Origin of the sequence: Sedimentibacter sp. (assembly GCF_038562225.1) — a bacterium.
In the GTDB taxonomy this organism is placed as follows: domain Bacteria; phylum Bacillota; class Clostridia; order Tissierellales; family Sedimentibacteraceae; genus Sedimentibacter.
Genome location: NZ_JBCFAS010000004.1, coordinates 167,725 through 187,500, shown reverse-complemented (window position 1 = coordinate 187,500; position 19,776 = coordinate 167,725). Strand labels below are relative to the sequence as shown.

General features: G+C 40.5%; 20 protein-coding genes. 6 read left to right on the top strand and 14 right to left on the bottom strand.

The annotated features are described in order from the left end of the window. The first annotated feature begins 184 nt into the window (after positions 1–184). Positions 185–994, top strand: a complete 810-nt coding sequence (locus AAGU76_RS15820) for a ZIP family metal transporter (RefSeq protein WP_342486492.1) — start codon at positions 185–187, stop codon at positions 992–994. 302 nt (positions 995–1,296) lie between these two features. On the opposite strand, the gene AAGU76_RS15815 is transcribed toward AAGU76_RS15820, so the two are convergent. Further along, complete coding sequence (locus AAGU76_RS15815) at positions 1,297–2,163, bottom strand: phosphatidylglycerol lysyltransferase domain-containing protein (protein WP_342486491.1); 867 nt, start codon at positions 2,161–2,163, stop codon at positions 1,297–1,299. Between the two features lie 227 nt (positions 2,164–2,390). Between AAGU76_RS15815 and AAGU76_RS15810 the strand changes: the two genes are divergently transcribed. From AAGU76_RS15810 to trxA, 4 genes are read left to right on the top strand one after another with little or no spacing between them, the layout of a single operon-like run. After that, positions 2,391–3,098: a cytochrome c biogenesis CcdA family protein gene (locus tag AAGU76_RS15810; protein ID WP_342486490.1), complete on the top strand. Its 708-nt coding sequence runs from the start codon at positions 2,391–2,393 to the stop codon at positions 3,096–3,098. A gap of 40 nt (positions 3,099–3,138) precedes the next feature. Next, the gene (locus AAGU76_RS15805) at positions 3,139–3,591 is read left to right on the top strand and encodes a winged helix-turn-helix transcriptional regulator (RefSeq protein ID WP_342486489.1); all 453 of its coding nucleotides are present in this window, start codon (positions 3,139–3,141) and stop codon (positions 3,589–3,591) included. After that, on the top strand, positions 3,591–4,442 hold the full coding sequence (locus tag AAGU76_RS15800; protein ID WP_342486488.1) for an NAD(P)/FAD-dependent oxidoreductase: 852 nt from the start codon (positions 3,591–3,593) through the stop codon (positions 4,440–4,442). The genes AAGU76_RS15805 and AAGU76_RS15800 overlap by 1 nt, the downstream gene beginning before the upstream one ends. A gap of 3 nt (positions 4,443–4,445) precedes the next feature. Further along, on the top strand, positions 4,446–4,775 hold the full coding sequence (gene trxA, locus AAGU76_RS15795) for a thioredoxin (RefSeq protein WP_342486487.1): 330 nt from the start codon (positions 4,446–4,448) through the stop codon (positions 4,773–4,775). Between the two features lie 91 nt (positions 4,776–4,866). Here the strand turns inward: trxA and AAGU76_RS15790 are convergent, their stop codons facing one another. The 3 genes from AAGU76_RS15790 to AAGU76_RS15780 are packed head-to-tail and all read right to left on the bottom strand — an operon-like array spanning position 4,867 to position 6,475. Beyond that, a complete protein-coding gene (locus tag AAGU76_RS15790) occupies positions 4,867–5,406 on the bottom strand; it encodes a GNAT family protein (protein ID WP_342486486.1) in 540 nt (179 codons plus the stop codon). A 9-nt stretch (positions 5,407–5,415) separates the two neighbouring features. Beyond that, on the bottom strand, positions 5,416–6,096 hold the full coding sequence (locus AAGU76_RS15785; protein ID WP_342486485.1) for an LrgB family protein: 681 nt from the start codon (positions 6,094–6,096) through the stop codon (positions 5,416–5,418). After that, positions 6,089–6,475, bottom strand: coding sequence for a CidA/LrgA family protein (locus tag AAGU76_RS15780; protein WP_342486484.1), 387 nt, complete (start codon positions 6,473–6,475; stop codon positions 6,089–6,091). Before AAGU76_RS15780 ends, AAGU76_RS15785 begins: the two co-directional genes overlap by 8 nt. 132 nt (positions 6,476–6,607) lie before the next feature. Between AAGU76_RS15780 and AAGU76_RS15775 the strand changes: the two genes are divergently transcribed. Continuing rightward, entirely contained in the window at positions 6,608–7,942 is a 1,335-nt protein-coding gene (locus tag AAGU76_RS15775) for an APC family permease (RefSeq protein WP_342486483.1), read from the top strand. A gap of 41 nt (positions 7,943–7,983) precedes the next feature. On the opposite strand, the gene AAGU76_RS15770 is transcribed toward AAGU76_RS15775, so the two are convergent. The 10 genes from AAGU76_RS15770 to dnaN are packed head-to-tail and all read right to left on the bottom strand — an operon-like array spanning position 7,984 to position 19,641. Beyond that, positions 7,984–8,352 (bottom strand): VOC family protein, encoded by a 369-nt coding sequence (locus tag AAGU76_RS15770; RefSeq protein ID WP_342486482.1) that lies wholly within the window; start codon positions 8,350–8,352, stop codon positions 7,984–7,986. An 11-nt stretch (positions 8,353–8,363) separates the two neighbouring features. Continuing rightward, complete coding sequence (locus tag AAGU76_RS15765; RefSeq protein ID WP_342486481.1) at positions 8,364–11,222, bottom strand: UPF0182 family protein; 2,859 nt, start codon at positions 11,220–11,222, stop codon at positions 8,364–8,366. A 31-nt stretch (positions 11,223–11,253) separates the two neighbouring features. Beyond that, positions 11,254–12,015, bottom strand: coding sequence for a SigB/SigF/SigG family RNA polymerase sigma factor (locus AAGU76_RS15760; RefSeq protein ID WP_342486480.1), 762 nt, complete (start codon positions 12,013–12,015; stop codon positions 11,254–11,256). Positions 12,016–12,026: 11 nt separating this feature from the next. Beyond that, positions 12,027–12,401, bottom strand: coding sequence for an ATP-binding protein (locus AAGU76_RS15755; RefSeq protein WP_342486479.1), 375 nt, complete (start codon positions 12,399–12,401; stop codon positions 12,027–12,029). 3 nt (positions 12,402–12,404) lie between these two features. Further along, positions 12,405–12,719: an STAS domain-containing protein gene (locus tag AAGU76_RS15750; protein ID WP_342486478.1), complete on the bottom strand. Its 315-nt coding sequence runs from the start codon at positions 12,717–12,719 to the stop codon at positions 12,405–12,407. Between the two features lie 14 nt (positions 12,720–12,733). Beyond that, the gene (gene gyrA, locus AAGU76_RS15745; protein ID WP_342486477.1) at positions 12,734–15,205 is read right to left on the bottom strand and encodes a DNA gyrase subunit A; all 2,472 of its coding nucleotides are present in this window, start codon (positions 15,203–15,205) and stop codon (positions 12,734–12,736) included. A gap of 15 nt (positions 15,206–15,220) precedes the next feature. Beyond that, positions 15,221–17,131: a DNA topoisomerase (ATP-hydrolyzing) subunit B gene (gene gyrB, locus AAGU76_RS15740; protein ID WP_342486476.1), complete on the bottom strand. Its 1,911-nt coding sequence runs from the start codon at positions 17,129–17,131 to the stop codon at positions 15,221–15,223. Positions 17,132–17,145: 14 nt separating this feature from the next. After that, positions 17,146–18,267: a DNA replication/repair protein RecF gene (gene recF, locus AAGU76_RS15735; RefSeq protein ID WP_342486475.1), complete on the bottom strand. Its 1,122-nt coding sequence runs from the start codon at positions 18,265–18,267 to the stop codon at positions 17,146–17,148. Then, complete coding sequence (locus tag AAGU76_RS15730) at positions 18,264–18,482, bottom strand: RNA-binding S4 domain-containing protein (RefSeq protein WP_342486474.1); 219 nt, start codon at positions 18,480–18,482, stop codon at positions 18,264–18,266. Before AAGU76_RS15730 ends, recF begins: the two co-directional genes overlap by 4 nt. 58 nt (positions 18,483–18,540) lie before the next feature. Next, positions 18,541–19,641 carry a DNA polymerase III subunit beta gene (dnaN, locus tag AAGU76_RS15725; RefSeq protein ID WP_342486473.1) on the bottom strand — a complete coding sequence of 367 codons (1,101 nt, stop codon included), beginning with the start codon at positions 19,639–19,641 and terminating at the stop codon, positions 18,541–18,543. Positions 19,642–19,776: the final 135 nt, after the last annotated feature.

The window sequence follows — 19,776 nt, the reverse complement described above, 5'->3', positions numbered from 1 at the left end:
GCAAAGCGCGTATAATGTTCTGTTATCCATATTACACCTCTAAAATTTAATTTATTATATTCCCATAATTATAAATTGTCAATAATACTTTTTCATTTTTTTAAATAAAATATGAAATACGACTGTACACAGTTGACTAATCATCATCATGTTGATATAGTTAAATTTAGGAAAGAGGTGTTTTATGGTTGAATATATATTGACATTAAGCCCCCTGACTCTGGCACTTATAGGAACCACGTTCACATTTCTGGCCACTGCTGCCGGATCGGCAATGGTTTTTCTGATGAAAAAGGATGTAAATCCGAAAGTTCAGCACGGGTTTTTAGGTTTTGCGGCAGGAGTAATGATCGCAGCCTCAGTGTGGTCTTTGCTCATACCTGCCATTGAAATGGCGGAGGAGCAGGGAATGACCGGATGGATCCCTGCTGCCGGAGGATTCGTGGCAGGAGGAATATTTTTGTACTTTCTGGACAAAATCCTTCCCCACCTTCACATTGACCAGGATAAGCCGGAAGGCATGAAAAGTTCGTTCAAACGCACAACCATGCTTGTTCTGGCAGTGACACTTCACAACATTCCAGAAGGAATGGCCGTTGGTTTGTCCTTTGGACTTGCAGCACAAATAAACTCACAGGCTGCTCTCATGAGCGCCTTTGCCCTTGCCCTAGGAATGGGCATTCAAAACTTTCCGGAAGGAGCAGCAATTTCCCTGCCCCTAAGGAACGAGGGTTTCTCTAAAACCAGGTCTTTTATTTATGGTGCATTGTCAGGGATAGTTGAGCCGGCTGCAGGAGTGGTGGGCGCCCTGCTTGTTTCAACCGTGGCGGGAATAATGCCATGGATGCTTGCCTTTGCAGCAGGAGCCATGATTTACGTTGTTGTGGAGGAACTCATACCTGAGTCTCAGTCCTTTGAGCACTCTCATGCAGGAACAATAGGAACAATGCTCGGTTTTCTCCTGATGATGGTTCTGGACGTATCCCTGGGATAATAAAAAGTTCCTTTGAAACCCTCGTTTTAGCAAGATTCCTTTAAGTAATATTTAAAATATATATAATTGAAATTTTATTTTTTAAGACTTAGCGCTATTTTGTGGAATTGTACGAAAGGAGAAAAACAGTCTTGGCACACTTAGCGTAGCGGTTGTGTGCCTTTGTTTTTCGGATTGAAGTTACAATTCCCAAAATGTTAGCAGGAAGAAAAAATAAAATTTCAATTATTATAGCCCTAATTTCAACATCAGGATATTTTCGCTGCTGCTCCCAATGACAAACTCATTTTGTTAGCATGCTTTTATTTAGAAACCTTAACCAGATACTTCTTTACCATCTTAATCGGGTGGTAGGACTGCTTAGCTTTTCTCAAACCTTCATTTCCCGTGTCTTCCTGCCTGTTGACCAGCTCCGTGTCCGCAAAGCTTTCGGTCAGAAACTTTCTGTTCAAAAATGCATAAACTCCCTTAAAGGAGATTTCTCCCCTTTCCACGTGGATTACAGCCATCTCATCGTTTACTCTTTCACCTACGGCAAATCCTGCAAGATTACCCTCCACGTAAATGGCAATGGACTGAAGGTCGCACAGGTGAAGCTCTCTAAACAAATCCTTTATTGCGTCTATTTCCATGAGCATTTCCCTGTCTACGGTTACCGCAACCTCCTCGTGCCACTTGTGAAGGAGGTCCAGGCAGTCGTTGATAACTTTATCGCTGCTGATGGTCTTTATTTCGTATGAATATGATTTTTCAAATGAATTGACATGGTTCTTCTTGCCGTGGTACTTCTTGCCCTTCAGCTCTATGAGCTCACTTGTGCTGTAAACATACTCAAAGTCGTTGACATCCTCAAATGCTTCGATTTTAAAATCTGTGTTTTTTTTCAGGTCCTCTAAAAAGTTTTCATCCACATCTCCGAAAAGATATTCCCTGTCCGTATAATCCTGATTTCTTTCCATCAAGGTCTCAACAAGGCTTATGAGGTTCTCTTTCTTGTATCCGTATGGCTGGGCATAAAATGTTCCCTTTCCTTCCTCGTTTTTCTCTATGATGAGCGTATCATCCACAAGGGCATATTTCACGTTGTTGAGCTTTCGCCACATATATAATGATGAAAACAAATATTCATAGGATTCCAATTTGTTTTTATCGACGTATTTTTCAATCAATTCTTTGTCTTCTATTCCAAGGCATTTAAAATTTAAAATAAAATCATCTCCTATTCAATATACCTTATTATTTGCGGTATCTGTAATTTAATAAATATTTATTACTTAAACTATAGTACCACATTCAAAAAAAATTTCAATAATTAATTAATTTATTTTTTAAAGTGACTTGACAAAATGAAGTTACTGTGTTATCTTGATGTTAAATATTGAATGCGGAGGAATTGATGGCTAATGTGAGTCATGCTTTAGTGTTTGTGGAAGGTTTCCTTTCATTTTTCTCCCCCTGCGTGCTTCCTCTTATACCGGTTTATGTAAGCTACCTGGCAGGCAACGGAATCAAGGCGACACCGGATGGTACCATCCGTTACAAAAGACAGACTGTTTTTTTGAACACGATGTTCTTCATAATGGGAATATCCAGCGTATTTTTCCTGTTGGGACTTTCATTTTCGGCACTTGGCACATTCTTCAGCCGCAACAGAGATACGTTCGGACGCATAGGAGGAATCATAATTACAACAATGGGTCTTGTGCAGCTTGACATCATAAAACTGGACTTTCTAAAAATGGAGAAAAGATTCCACCTCGAGCTTGGCGGAAAAATGAATCCGCTCATTGCATTCGTTATGGGTTTCACGTTCAGCTTTGCATGGACTCCATGCGTTGGCCCGGCACTGTCTTCAGTCTTGATTCTTGCAGCTAACTCCGGCAATGCATTTACAGGAAACATACTGGTTTTAACATATGCCCTCGGTTTTGTCCTTCCGTTCATGCTGCTTGGTCTTTTCACATCTGAAGCACTGAATTTCTTCAAAGAAAAAAGAAATCTCGTAAAATACACCATTAAGGCCGGAGGAATAATTTTGATAATAATAGGCATTATGACTTTTACAGGAACATTTTCTACATTGAGCAGATACCTTGCCTATTGAAATAACAACAGACATTGAATGAACATATTAAGGAGATAACATGAAAATCCAGTACAATATGCGCTGCAACCTGGCGCAGACTCTGAACATAATCGGCGACAAGTGGTCACTGTTAATCCTGCACCAGCTTTTCACAGGAAACGAAACCTACAAGGATCTTCAGGACGGACTAGAAGGAATTCCTACAAACCTTCTTTCTGAGAGGCTTAAATCCCTTGAATCGGATGAACTTGTCCTGAGAGAGCTTTATCAGTCACATCCTCCGAGATACAAGTACACGCTGACGGAAAAGGGGGTTGATCTGGTTGACGTGTTTACAAGCCTCATGATGTGGGGGGAAAAGCATCTGAACAAATGCTACAAGCAGGTGGTTCACAAGAATTGCGGCGGCCAGGTGCAGCACAGGTACTACTGTCCTGATTGCGGCAGCTTTGTAACTGCACAGGAGCTAGAACTTATTAATCCGAATAATGAAAAAGGGGTGGAGCAATAGTGGTAGATATAGTTGTAATAGGAGCAGGTCCGGCTGGTTTATCCGCAGCCGTGAATGCTGTAACAAGAGGAAAATCCGTGAGGGTTTTTTCGAACAGGGATAATTATCTTTCAAAAGCAGAAAGGGTTGACAACCATCTTGGTTTCTACAACATGAGCGGCAAAGAGCTCATGGATAAATTCAGGGATCATGCAGAAGCTATGAACATCAGGGTAGAAGAAGGAAAGGTTGTAAACATTCTTCCTATGGGCGAAAGTTTCATGGTCAATATAAACGGTGAAATTGAAGAGGCGAAAAAGGTGATACTGTCCATGGGGGTTTCCAAAGTGAAGGAGATTCCGGGAGAAGCAAATCTTCTGGGCAGCGGTGTAAGCTACTGCGCTACATGCGATGGAATGCTGTACAGGGGAAAAAATGCAGTGGTGTGGGACCAGTCAAAGGATGCCGTGGAAGAAGCCAACTACCTTCAGAGCATCGGAGTCAATGTAACATTTGTATCCAGAAATCCCCATTCAGAAGAGCTCAGCAAAGATATCCAGTACGTTTTCGGTACGCTGACACAGGTAATCGGAGACGATGTGGTAAAAGCTGTCAAGGCAGGAGAGGAAACAATTCCAACTGACGCTGTCTTCATGCTGAGAGATGCCGTAGCCCCCGCTTCCCTCATTGACGGACTAAAAATGGACGGCAACTTCATATCGGTGGACCGATATATGGAAACAAACATAGACGGTGTTTACGCCGCAGGCGACATAACAGGAAAGCCGCTGCAGCTTTCAAAGGCAGTCAGTGAAGGGCTGATTGCAGCACAGCATGCAGCTGTAGAAATAGATAAAATTAAGGAGAATTAACAAATGTCAGAAAAAATAAAATATGTAAAAAGCACAGGTGAATTCGATCAGCTTCTAGCAGACGAAAAATATGTATTGGTGGACTTCTGGGCTACATGGTGCGCTCCCTGCAGAATGATTGCACCTGTAATAGAACAGCTTGCTGAAAAATATGAAGGAAAAGTGACCGTGGCAAAGGTTGACGTGGATGAAAACCAGGAATTATCCATCCGCTACGGTATCCAAAGCATTCCAACCGTTGTACTTTACAAGGATGGCAAGGTTGAAGCAAAGGAAATAGGCGTAAAACCGCTATCATCCTTCACTAAGATGCTCGACAAGCACACAGCATAAATAAGCATTTCCCATATAAAAATGGCTTAGCCTTCATGCTTTAAGACAAATTGCATTTTGTCAGAAGCTGAAATGCAAAGCCATTTTTTGTTTACATATTTTGTTTATACCATTCTCTCTTAAGCATTCCGTAAAGATGAAGGTCGTACCTTTTACCGTCTCTGAGAACAAATTCCCTGTACGTTCCTTCTCTTTTAAAACCTGCTTTTTCATAAAGAGCTATGGCACCTTTGTTAAAATCCAGTACGTTAAGCTGAATCCTGTGAAAACCGCAGCCTTCAAACCCGTACCCAAGCAGCAGATTCAATGCTTCCTTTCCGAAACCCTTGCCTCGCCGCTCATTGTTTCCTATTCCTATGAAAAGCGTAGCCACCTTGTTTTCCTTCACTATATCGTCATATCCTGCTACACCTATGATTTTTCCATCCTCTTGCAGCCTAACAGCAAACACCATGGATTCCTCATTTTTTTCATAATCCTCAAACGTCTTGTCTACCTGGTCCCTGGACAGAGGAACAGGAGGATAGTAATCATAGAATTTCAAAAATTCCATGTCTTCAAACCACAGGTATATTTCATCCATATCCTGTTTTTCAATTTTTGACAACATCAGATTTTTTCCGCTTATCATGATGCGCTCCTAAGCAAAAATTATTATGAATATGATTGTCATGAGCCCTGTCACGCCTATGGCAAGGCCACTGGCAGCTCCAACTTCCTCATCCATCTCAACAGCCTTTGAAGTTCCAAGTGCATGGGAGGATGCTCCTATTCCGATACCCTTCGCCACATTGTTCTTGATTTTTCCTGCTTTCATAACCATAGGAGCCACTGCGGACCCAATGAGGCCTGTAATTACAACCGAAGCTATGGTTACTGCCTCATTTCCACCCAGAAGCTTTGTGGATTCCACCGCCATGGGAGTTGTTATGGATTTTGAAAGAAGAGACAAAAATATTGTTCTGTCTATGTTGAAAAGTCTGCAAAGTGCAATCACCGATGCAAAAGACGCCAATATGCTTGCGGTAACTCCTCCTACAATGGGGATGAAGTTCTTCTTCAGCTCCTCCCTGTTTTTGTAAAGGGGAATGGCCAGCACAACAACTATGGGGCCTAGGGCTCCTGCTATTACCTTTCCTCCCATGTTGTATTTTTCGTACGGAATTTTAAAAACGCTCAGCAATATTATTATCAAAAACGCAGAAATCATTATGGGATTCAGCGCTGCTATTTTGAATTTTTTATTCAGCTTCAAACCAAGTGCAAAAAAAGCAACCGTCATGATTATGAAAAACAAAGATGTGAGTATGTCTCTAGCCATTTGATTTATTCCTTTCCCTGTATGATATCAATACGTCTGTAACCTTGCTGGAAACAAACATTACCAGAACACACGACACAAAAAGAATCACGACAACCTGCAGGATGCTTTCCCTGATGAGGCTGTATGAATTCATGAGACCCACTGTCAGTGGGACAAAGAAAAAACCCATGTATTTGAGCATGAAGTTTCCTGTTTCTTCTATGACGGATAGTTTAAGTACATTTGTGGATAATAGAATCAGCAGTATAACCATACCGATGATGTTTCCGGGAATCACTATGTAGTTTTTAACCGCACTGCTTATGAAATTTCCTGCCGTGTAAATTAAATAAATTATTGCTATTTGAACTAAAATTTTAAGAATTTTTTTAATCATGATGCCTCCTGGTCTTCTTATCATTATAACGTATGTTTGCTGCAATGCAAATCTTTTTTTATTGTCTTAATGTTTATCGGCACTACTGTTTTACCATTAGTATTTCAATGTTGTAATTTTATAGGAGGCACAATGAATCAGCAAAAATATTCACTTGCAACAACTATTGCCATGATAGTGGGAATTGTCATAGGATCCGGAATATTCTTCAAGAGCGACAATGTCCTTGTGTATACAGGAGGCAACATATTTCTCGGAGTCATGGTTTTTATAATTGCAGCCTTTGGCATAATTTTCGGAAGTCTTTCTATTTCGGAACTTGCTTCCCGCACTGACCGTGCCGGGGGAATCATTGCATATTCTGAAAAATACTACAGCAGGTCAGCGGCCTGCGCCTTTGGATGGTTTCAGACGTTCATATACATGCCGACCATAACCTGCGTGGTGGCATGGGTCTGCGGAATCTACGGAACAATGCTTTTTGGAATAAATTCGACTCTTGAACTTCAGGTAATAATCGGAACAGCTGTTATAACGATACTTTATACGCTGAACATTTTATCCTACAGGCTGGGAGGATACCTTCAGAATGCCTCGACGGTAATCAAGCTTATACCCCTTGCATTGATTGCCCTGTCAGGCATCATACTTGGTGACCCTCTTCCTGTCCTTGAAGACAGCATAAGAACTTCTTCATCAGCAGGTCTGGGATGGATTGCTGCGGTGGGACCCATTGCATTTTCATTTGACGGATGGATAATTGCAACATCCATAGGCCATGAGATAAAAGACAGCAAAAGAAATCTTCCCATCGCACTAGTCATTTCACCCGTGGTCATACTTGCTGTCTACATTCTGTACTTTGTTGGAATATCATCCTACCTGGGTCCTGGTGATGTCATGAATATGGGTGATTACCACGTAAATGCAGCTGCAGGAAAGCTGTTTGGTCCTATGGGAGCTAAAATAATTCTTGCCTTTGTGGTGATTTCCGTCACAGGAACCGTAAATGGCATTATTATCGGACTAATAAGGCTGCCCTATTCACTGTCCATACGCAGCATGTTTCCTGCAAGCGAAAAGTACGGACGTGTTTCAGAAGGATATGACATTCCTGTTTCATCAGGAATACTGACGTACTTCATATGCCTGTTATGGATGGCGGTCCATTACATTACCCAGAAATACAACATGCTTCCAAATTCCGACATTTCAGAAATCTCAATTGTAATCAACTACCTGGGATTCATTCTCATGTACATGGCTGTTATAAAACTTAAGCGTCAGGGAGAGATAAAAAGCACCTTAAGAGGATATGTTGTACCGCTTCTTGCAACTTCAGGGTCACTGTTCATTCTGTACGGCGGAATGCAAAACCCGCTTTTTTTCTACTACCTTATTTTCTGCGCATCAGTGATTGCAGTTTCTCTTGTGTACTACAGCCATAAGCAGTCAAAAGGCAGATAAGATGCTCTTATCTGCCCTATTAATATACTAGGAAAGTCCTTTTATCTCTTTGGAACAATTTCTATCCAGTATCCGTCAGGATCGGTTATGAAGTAAATTCCCATGGATTCATTGACATATTCAATGCATCCCATCTTTTCATGCTTCATGAATGATTCCTGATAATCATCAACAGTCACAGCCAGGTGAAACTCTTCATCTCCAAGGTCGTATGATTCCACACGGTCACGAAGCCATGTTAGCTCCAGCGTAAAATCTGTAACTCCGTCTCCCATGTACACAAGAATGAAACTTCCGTCACCGGCTTCCTTTCTTTTAACTTCCTTTAGTCCCAATGCTTCTTCGTAAAATTTCATGCTTTTGTTCAAGTCAAGAACATTGAAATTGAAATGGTTAAATTTAAACTCCATATTTACCTCTCTTACTGTTGATTTTGATTTTCCTGTGTCTGGCTGTCATCTGCGGGCTGGTTTATATCAACCGTACCCTCAGTTGTGTTGTTTTCCTGGGTTCCGGCGCTGTTGTTAACCATCATGTTCAGCTGCTTCAACAGCTTTTCAAGCTTTTCAAGATTTTGCCCGTAAGCGGACCAGTCGCCGCTTTGAGATGCCTGGTTGGCATCGTTGAACGCCTTGTTGGCCTGCTCTATTATATCATTGATGTTTGTATCATCATATTCCCGGTCTTCTTCAGGCTTTTGATTTTCAATGATACCGAAAAGCCTTTCTATTGCTTCATCCAGAGTAGGTTCCATCACTATTTTTTCTCCGAACGACACAACAACCATCTTCATTTCAGGGAAGTTGCTTTCCGTATCAGACTTAAGGTAGATTGGCTCAACGTAAAGAAGCGAATCTTCTATGGGAACAACCAGCGTGTTTCCTCTCAATACCGTTGACCCCACCTGTCCCCACAAGGTCAGCTGTGATGAAATTACTGTGTCCTGATCAATTTTTGTTTCAATCATGTTCGGACCGGCGATAGTCTTCGTTTTAGGAAACTCATACTGAACAAGCTCTCCATAGTGCTCACCGTCGTTCCGGGCGGCAAGAAGCGATATCATGTTGTCCTTGTTCTGAGGGGTGTACTGTGTAGTAAGAAGAAACTCCACATTTTCCTCATCAGGAAGTTTGAACATCAGATATCCTGACCCTACTGATTCCTCACCATTATTCATGTATTTCTCGTTTGCAATGTCCCAGTAGTCTTCTCTTCCAAAGAACACCGTCGGATTCTCAATGTGGTAAAGTCTGTACATGTCTGACTGTACGTCAAAGTATACCTGTGAATACCTTATGTGGCTTTTTATACCTTCAGGCATTTGGCTCATTGGCTTAAACAAGTCTGTGAATATTTGTGAATATGTATTTACAATGGGGTCGCTTTCATCTGCTATGTAAAAACTGGTTGAACCGTCGTATGCATCCACAACAACCTTCACCGAATTTCTTATGTAGTTCACGTTCCAGCCTGAAGCAAACTTATCAGTGGGCTGGGAATACGGAAAGCGGTCGCTGGCTGTAAAACCTTCGATAACCCAGTAAATCTTTCCGTCATCCTGGTTGACAACAATGTATGCATCCGGGTCATAGTACAGGAAAGGTGCGATTTCTCTGACTCTCTGTATGATATTTCTGTTTATTATGATCCTGCTGTCGCTGTTTATGTTGTTGGAGATAAAGAGCCTTGAGCTTCCTTCCCTTATGCTGAACAGTATTCTGTTCATGAGGTTAAGCTCTATTCCAGCTTTTCCTTCATACAGAGTCTCCATGTTGTCTGAACCCGAAGGATAGTCAAACTCCTTTTCATCGGTGTTCACTATTATGTATTCATTGGTTTTTTCACCAAAATATATTTCAGGTCTTGAAATTGCAAAATTTGTGTTGGTTGTAGGCGGAATGTTTTTTACAACCATTTCAGGCTGCCCCTGAGCAGTAACCTTGTTTACGGGCGACAGTGTCATGCCGTATCCGTGAGTGTATTTCAGATACTGATTAACCCATGTCTTTGCCTGTTCATTAAGCCTGCTTTGATCAAGCTCCCTTGCGGAAAGGAAAACCTGCATATACTTTCCGTCTATGTTGTATCTGTCCACGTCAACATCGTTGAAAACATAGTAGGGTCTGATGCCCTGAAGCTGATTGTAAACCTGTATCAGGGGCTCCTGGTCATTTATCCTTATGTTTTCAATTACTTCACGGTTGTTCTTTATGTCATCTATGGTCAGATCATTGTTTGCAGGAAATACTACGGTCTTTACGTTATCAAGGCCGTAAGCCTTCTGGGTGCTTTCTATACTGTACTTCATAAATCTTGTTTCTTTTGACAGCTGGTCAGGTTCAACTACGAATTTTTCCACAACACCTGCTGCCAGCGAACCTGCTATTGAAAGCACAATAAGTAAAGCCGGCATAGCAAGAGCAAATTTCAGATTTCTTTTTCTGGCTCCAATAAAGAACGTCACTGCTGCAACCACACATCCTGCTGCCAGTATTCTGAACAGGTTCAGAGTAACATGTATGTCGGTATATCCTGCACCGAACACCCTGCCCAATTGTGAATATAAAAGATCATAGCTTTTCAGCACAAACCTCAGTCCTAAAAAAACGAAAATAAACACGCCTATGAAGGACAACTGGTTTATGATCTTAGTTGCAAATTTTTTGTTGAGCACAGAACTGAAATCTATCTGTCTGGGAAACTGGGTCATGTTTTCAAACTGCTCGGAAACATTCTTTATGCTGTCCCTTATGGCAAGGTAGCCGTAAAACAGCACTGTGACCACAATGAGCATGAAAAGTATGTTTATGGCGAAATCCACCAGCGTGTTTATGAGGGGCAGCTTGAAAATATAAAAGCTTATGTCATTGTTGAATATGGGGTCTGAAAATCCGAAGCTTCCGCTTTTCATGAACTGAAGTATCTCAAACCACATGACGGATACTATGTTCAAGGTTATTATGAAGCTTATGGCTGCGGAAATGACTTTTATCCACAAAGATGTTCTTTTATTGGTCTTGGTATCCACAACCTCTGACTCTTCATCATACTTTTTTTTCAGTTTCTTTATGTATATGTTTATGAGCAGCGTCAGCAGGACAAAAATAGGAACACCCAACGTGAGCTGCGCCTTTATCTTGGTGAAAAATGTTTCCGTGAAGCCAACTTCCCTGAACCACAGATAATCCGTGGAAAATTTTATGGCTCCCGCAAAAGAGTTTATTGCAAAAAACAAGACAATGCCAAGGCCAATGATAAAAAATCTGCTTCTTTGTTTCATGGTTCCTCCTTTGAAAAATTATTCCAAAATTTTATTTATTGAACTCAATTCTTAATTTTTCCAAAGATTTTTTTTCTATTCTTGAAACAGTCATTTGCGAAATATTAAGTTCCCTGGCTATTTCGCTTTGGGTTTTATTGGAATAAAATCTTTTTATGATTATTTTTTTTTCAAGGTCGTTGAGTTTATCCATTGATTTCCTGATGAAATCTTCATTTTCTATTTTCTGAAAGTACTTGTCGTCTGTTCCCACCACATCCATCAGCGAAATATCATTGTCGTCGTTGCTTGCGTCAAACTTTTCATCCAGCGACTGTGAATTGAACATCTTTCCTGCTTCAAAAGCCTCAAGCACTTCTTCCTCCGTGCTGTGAACATATTCGGCAATTTCCTTGATTGTGGGTGCCCTGTTCAGCTGGCTGGCCAGCAGGTTGTTGTAATCATTGACCTTCTTGGAAATCTCCTGAATTTTTCTTGGTACCTTTATGGACCATCCCTTGTCCCTGAAATATTTCTTGATTTCACCAAGTATTGTTGGAGTAGCAAAGCTGGTAAATTCAAACCCCTTTGTGATGTCAAACCTTTCAATGGCATAAATCAAACCCATGCATGCTATCTGGTATATATCATCATGTTCTATTCCTTTGTTGCTGTATTTTCTGGATATTATTTCTGCCATGTACCTGTACTTGTCAAATATCTGGTTTCTTACTTCCACATCATTGGTTTCGGCGTACAGCAAAAACAATTCCTGATTCTTTATGCTTTTGGAATTTTGACTAGTTTCACTCATATTATCAGCGCCTATTCGAAATTTAATTTCTTTTCAAAGATTATTTTCTTGTTTTCCAGATCAAAATTGTAGTCGTCAGAAAGGCTTTCAATGATCATGATGCACATTTCGCTGTTAGCCTTGTCCTTTTCATCAATGGTCCCTTCGTTCAGATCGGCAACCTCAACGGTGAGCCTGTCCTTTTCCACACGGTATTCTATACAAAGAGGCCTGTCACTGTTCTTTATGCTGCTGATGAAAAACGTGCATACCTCAGATACGATTACCTTAAGGTCCTCGATGTCATCTACGTTGAAGCTCTTAATGTTTGCCAAAGCCGAAGTTGCCAGCCTTACCGTACTCATATACTCTGATTTTTTAGGAATACTCAAGTTTATCTTGTCCATTTTTCACCCCTGAATATCAAATACTTTGCTTAATCCCGTTATGTCAAAAAGCTTGAAGATATTCGGCTTCAGGTTCAAAATCTTGATTGTGAGGCTGTTTTCCTGCATTTTCTTGTAAATGCTCATGAGAATGCCAAGGCCGGTGCTGTCGATATAATCAAGTTTTTCCCCGTTTATGACCATATTGAGCTTATTGTCTTCGATAAGTTTAAAAACCTTGTTCTTCAATTCAGGAGAAGTATAGATGTCTACTTCTCCTATTGGCTTAACTTCCAATTTGTTTTCTTCAGTGATGCTGTATTGTATTTCCAAAGACATAATACTTCCTCCCCTTATTCTTCATATTCTTCTGTATCTTCATTTGCTCCGTCTTCGGAGAAAATTTTTGCTATTGACACTACCTTGTCATCAGCGCTGAGCCTCATTGCAATTACACCCTGAGTGTCCCTTCCCATTATTGAAATCTCGGACGAGTGCATTCTTATTATTGATCCGCTGGTGCTCAGTATCATTATGTCATCTTCTTTTTCAACAATCAGAGAACCTGCTATTAAACCTGTCTTGTCATTGATGTTGTGGGCCTTCATTCCTTTACCGCCCCTGTTCTGGCATCTGTATTCCTGAGACAGCGTTATTTTTGCATAGCCGTTTTCTGTAACTGTCAAAATGTACTTGTTCTCATCGCTTTCATTGATGATGCTCATTGAAACCAGATCATCGTCGTCATCCGTGGTTATTGCCTTGACGCCCATTGTGTTTCTGCCTGTTTCTCTGACATCATTTTCATTGAACCTGATTCCCTTGCCTTGCTTGGTTACAATGAATATGTCCTTTGTTCCGTCGGTCAGGTTTACGCTGATAAGTTCATCGTCATCGGCTATCTTAATGGCCATGAGACCGGTCTTTCTGTTGGTATCAAATTCCTTGAGTTTCGTCTTTTTAATGATTCCCTTCTTCGTTGCAAGAATCAGGAATTCCTCGTCATTGTCAAAATCTTTTATTGGTATGATTGCCTTTATCTGCTCGTCCGTATCTATGTGTATGAGGTTGATGGCAGCAGTTCCCTTAGCTTGTCGCTTTGCCTCCGGAACATCATAAGCCTTGATTCTGTACATTTTTCCCTTGTTGGTCAAAAACAGAAGGTAATCATGGGTTGAAGTGATGAATAAATCCTTCACAAAGTCTTCTTCCCTTGTGGTCAGGGCTGTTATTCCCTTGCCGCCTCTGTTTTGAGCCTTGTAGGTGTCTTCCGGAAGCCTCTTGATGTACCCGAAGTTTGTAAGAGTGATTGCCACTTTTTCCTCCTCGATGAGGTCTTCAACGTTAATCTCTCCTTCATCGGCAACTATCTCAGTCCTTCTTTCATCACCGAACTGCTCCCTGATTTCCGTAATTTCCTGCTTTATTATTTCATCAACCAGGTGCTGATTTGCAAGTATTTCCTTAAACCTTGCTATCATTTGCATGAGTTCCGCATATTCTGCATCAAGTTTTTCTCTTTCCAGTCCCTGAAGACGCCTTAATCTCATATCTACGATGGCTCTTGCCTGAATTTCCGATAATTTGAAAGCATCCATCAGCTTCTGCTCTGCATCATCATAGGAAGCCCTTATTATTCTGATTACCTCATCGATGTTGTCTATGGCAATTCTAAGACCTTCAACTATGTGAGCTCTTGCTTCTGCCTTGTCAAGATCGAATTTTGTTCTTCTCACCACTATTTCTCTCTGGTGCACAACGTAGTGGTGAATCATTTCCTTCAGGTTTAAAACCTTCGGTTCATTGTTGACCAGCGCTATCATGATGATGCTGAAATTATCCTGCAGCTGTGTGTGCTTGTACAGGTTGTTCAGCACTATGTTTGGATTGTAATCTCTTTTGATTTCAATCACAATGCGCATTCCAGTTCGGTCGCTTTCGTCCCTTAAGTCTGATATGCCGTCAACTCTTTTATCCTTTACAAGTTCCGCTATTTTTTCTATAAGCTTTGCCTTGTTTACCACGTATGGAATTTCAGACACTATTATGCGGCTCTTGTTGTTTTTTGCATCTTCTATTTCAACTTTGGATTTTACCTTGACAAATCCTCTTCCCGTCATATAGGCTTCCCTGATGTTGTCCTTGCCTTCTATGATTGCTCCTGTAGGGAAATCCGGTCCTTTCACATACTTCATAAGACCTGGTATATCTATTTCCGGGTCATCGATGTAAGCTATGGTTCCGTCGATGACCTCCGTCAGGTTATGCGGAGGAATTGAACTCGCCATACCTACTGCTATTCCTGATGAACCGTTTACCAGTAAATTAGGAAAACGGCTTGGAAGTACTACCGGCTCCTTCAGTGTTTCATCGAAGTTGGGCCTGAAATCCACTGTGTCCTTGTTGAAGTCCCTTAACAGCTCCATGGCCATTTTTGACATGCGCGCTTCCGTATAACGCATTGCCGCTGCTCCGTCGCCGTCTATGGAACCGAAATTTCCGTGACCGTCGATGAGCGGATAGCGCATTGAAAAACTCTGTGCCAGCCTTACCATGGCATCATATACTGCCGTGTCTCCGTGTGGATGGTACTTACCCAGAACGTCTCCGACAATACGGGCACTTTTCTTATGAGGTTTGTCAGGGGTAAGTCCGAGTTCGCTGGCAGAATAAAGTATTCTTCTGTGAACAGGTTTCAAACCGTCTCTCACATCAGGCAGCGCCCTTGACACAATTACAGTCATGGCGTAATCCAGATATGACTTTCTCATTTCCTCGGTTATGTTGGTATCTATAATCTTGCTGTTATTTTCTATTTCACTCATTTGCAACCTCTCAGACTATATATCTAAATTCTTCACGTAACGTGCGTTTTCTTCGATGAATTCCCTTCTGGGGGCAACTTTGTCACCCATGAGCATGCTGAAAGTTTCATCAGCAAGAATTGCATCGTCTTCATTGACCTTCAGCAGAATTCTGTCTGCCGGGTTCATGGTAGTCTCCCAAAGCTGCTCAGGATCCATCTCTCCGAGACCTTTGTACCTTTGAATTTCAACCTTGTTGTCTCTGCCTATCTCTTCAAGCACCTTGTTGAGCTCCGCATCACTGTATACATACCTTTCAAATTTGCCCTTCCTGATTCTGTACAGAGGAGGCTGGGCAGCATAAACATGACCTTCCCTTATGAGGTCTCTCATATATCTGTAGAAGAATGTCAGAAGAAGCGTGCGTATGTGTGCTCCGTCAACGTCGGCATCTGTCATGATAATTATTTTGTGGTATCTCAGCTTGGATATGTCGAAATCTTCGCCTATTCCCGTTCCGAATGCTGTAATCATGTTCTTTATTTCTTCAGAATTGAGTATCTTGTCAATTCTGGATTTTTCTACGTTCAGTATTTTTCCTCGAAGCGGCAGAATTGCCTGAAATCTTCTGTCTCTGCCTTCCTTGGCGGAACCTCCGGCGGAATTACCCTCAACTATGCATATTTCACAGAGTCTTGGATCTTTTTCGGAGCAGTCAGCCAGCTTTCCGGGCAGAGCCATGCTGTCAAGCGCTCCCTTTCTTCTTGCCAGGTCTCTTGCCTTTCTTGCAGCGTCCCTTGCCCTGGCAGATCTGAGAGATTTTTCCACTATGAGCTTGGCTGTCTTGGGATTTTCCTCGCAGTATGCGCTCAAAGCTTCTCCGGTTATGTTGTCTACAACTCCTCTTACCTCGCTGTTGCCCAGTTTTGTCTTCGTCTGTCCTTCAAACTGAGGATTTGGGATCTTTATGGATAATATTGCAGTTATACCTTCTCTTATATCTTCACCTGTGAGAGGAATGTCATTTTCTTTCAGAATGTTGTATTTTTTTGCATAATCATTTATAACTCTCGTGAGAGCTGTCTTGAAGCCTACAAGATGGCTTCCTCCTTCTATTGTATTGATGTTATTTACGAAGGAAAATATGTTTTCGTTGTAGGAATCCGTATACTGCAGGGATATTTCAACCATAACCTTGTCTTTTTTGCCTTCGGTGTATATTATGTCCTCATGAAGGGGTTCCTTCTTGGTGTTCAGGTAATGAACAAACTGCTTTATTCCTCCTTCATAGTGGAATTCGTCCATTATGTTGTCTCTTTTGTCCTCAAGGCTTATTCTTATTCCCTTGTTGAGGAAAGCAAGTTCCCTCATGCGGTGCTTCAGTATTGTGTAGTTAAATTGAATTGTTTCAAATATTGTTGCATCAGGCAGAAATTTTATGGTTGTTCCCCTGTCCTCGGTATCATACATAAATTCAACCTCGGACTTTGCGATTCCTCTTTCGAACTTCTGGCTGTATCTTTTGCCATTCCAGTTTACTTCTGCAACCAGGTAGTCAGAAAGGGCATTTACGCATGAAACACCAACTCCGTGAAGACCGCCTGAAACCTTGTATGCGTCATTGTCAAACTTTCCTCCGGCATGCAGTACTGTTAAAACTGTTTCTAACGTGGATTTGCCGGTCTTCTTGTTTTTTTCTATAGGAATTCCTCTTCCGTTGTCCACTACTACAATTGAATTGTCTTCATTTATGGTTACATGTATGGTATCACAGAATCCGGCCAAAGCTTCGTCTATGCTGTTATCTACAACTTCATATACGAGCTGGTGCAATCCTCTTTCACCGGTGGACCCGATGTACATGCCTGGTCTTTTTCTTACAGGTTCCAATCCTTCGAGCACTTGAATCTGCTCGGCCCCGTAATGAATGTTATTATTGTCTGCCATTTATTTAAACTCCTCTAATTTGTAATATTGCCAATATTTCCTTCGTTTATATAAAAAAATTTTTTATTGAAATTCTTAGCCAGTTCTCTAAGGTCATGGTCGTCAGTAGTTGTTATGACAGCCTGAATATCCCTGATGTAGTTCATCAGATAACCCTTCCTCTTGTTGTCGAGTTCTGAAAGAACATCATCCAGCAGGAGTATGGGGTATTCACCTATTTCTTCCCTAATTATTTCTATTTCAGCAAGCTTGATTGCTAAAATGGCGGAACGCTGCTGTCCCTGAGAACCAAAGTACTTGCATTCCTTGCCGTTTATTCTGATAATAAGATCGTCCTTGTGAGGACCGTACAATGTGTATACCCTCTGAATCTCATGTTTCAGGTTTGAATTTATTTTATCTTGAAAAATCTTTTTTATGCTGTCCTTGTCCAGATTCATGTCATGTAAAACATTGCTCTGGTACTCAAGGCTGAAGTTTTCCCTGTTGCCTGAAATATCTGCATAAATATCCACAGCATATTTTTTAAGCTTCTCTATATAATCATTCCTGTAATGAATTATCTCAGCTCCTGTACCAGCCAGATAATCATTCCAAATATTTATAATATCCTTATTTTGAGAATTTGTAAAATAATTTTTTAAAATTACATTTCTTTCCGAAACAATTTTCTTGTACCTGTTGAGCAGGTACTTGTACTTGGGTTTTATCTGAGAAATGTCTATGTTGATAAACTTTCTTCTTTCAACGGGGCTTCCCTTGATTATTTTCATATCATCCGGAGTGAATATTACATTGTTCAAAATTCCAATCATTTCAGATGTTTTATCAAGCTTCACACCGTTTATGAAAACCTGTTTTCTTTTGTTCTTTTCCAAAAGAAGCTCTATTTTTGTATTGTAATTGTTTTTTACAAGAGAAATTTCTACAGAACTTTTACTTTCGTTGAAATTGATCAGCTCGTTTTCACTGTTCAGCCTGAACGTTCTTCCTATGGAAGAAAGATATATGGACTCCATCAGGTTTGTTTTTCCCTGGCCGTTGTCGCCTATAAAAATATTCAGTGAGCTGTTGAGATTAATTTCCGCATCCTTGAAGTTTCTGTAATTTTTTATTTTCAGCTTATTGATTATCATTTTTCCTCTTTTGAAATGATATACTGCTCATTGTTGAATTCAACAATGTCTCCTTCTCTCAACTTCTTTCCCCTTTGAAGTTCCACCTGTCCGTTGACCTTTACAAGTCCGTCCTGTATAACATTTTTGGCCATTCCGCCGCCTTCAACTGCATTTGCATATTTAAGAAGCTGATCCAGCTTTATGAATTCTGTGCTTATATATATGCTTTCCATATTGCACCTCATTTTTAAAGTATTTTGAACAAATACATATTTCTTTCCATCGACGCCTTTAGCTTATTCTAACCGGAAGAACCATGTAGATGTAGTCCTGCTTGTTGTCTTCATTGATGAAGCATGGATTATTTTTGCCTATTAAATTCAAAGTTATGTTTTCATCTTCAATAACTTTAAGGAAATCCAGTATATATTTGGAATTGAATCCAATTTTTATGTCTTCACCGTTCTTTTTTATGCTTAAATTTTCTTCAACGTTGCCGTACTCTGAAGCAGAGTTTATCTGCATATTGTCATTCTTGATGTCCAGTATGATGAGGTTGTTCTTGTCATCCTTAGCCAAAAGAGAAGCTCTTTCGACACTTTCCCTTATGTCTGTGGTGCTTGCGGTGACTACTGTCACATAGTTGTCCTTTATTATACCTTCGTAATCGATGAATTTTCCATCCAGCAGGTTTGATATAATGATGGTATTGTCAACCTTGAATGAAATATGGCTTTCCGATACAACTATATCCGTGTTTCCTTTGTTCTCCTCTATGATTCTGAGTATTTCCAGCAGAGTCTTTGATGGAACAACAACCGATACTTCTCCGCCATACTCTATTACTTCCTTCTTCACAGCCATTCTGTAACCGTCAAGGGCAACAAAAGTACAGATGTTGTTTTTTATTTCTATGAGGCAGCCTGTAAAAATAGGCTTTATATTTTCCTGTGCAGCTGCAAAGTTTGTGTACTTAATGAGATTTTTCAATGATTCAGACTTAATGGGAAATGAACTTCCTTCATTGTCAAATGTATTGTCCGGATACTCGGCAGCTGAATTGCCAAGTATGTTAATTTCAGAATTAAGGCATTTTATTTCTATGTTGTTGTTTTCCATGGTTTCTATGTTCACGTAGGAATTTGAAGGAAGTTTTCTTACGAAATCTCCAATTAACCTCGCCTGTACAACTATAGAACCTTCTTCTTCTATCACACAGGGAGAATACGTCTTTATGCCTAGATCCAAATCTGTAGCCGTCAATATGAGCATATTGTTCTTAGCTTCTATCAGTATGCCTGAAAGTATTGGAAGAGGTGTTCTCGAAGAAACAGCTTTTTGTACAATGTTTATGGATTTATTAAGTTCATTTTGGTTTATTCGTATTTTCATCTTTTGCTCCTTTTATTTTTTGTTGTTCACAGGTGAAACTGAAAAATCATTTAATAGAAATATATAAAATACTTATTAGTAATAATAGTAGGCCCTGTTAATTTGTTGAAAACCTGTACATGCTTTAATATTTCA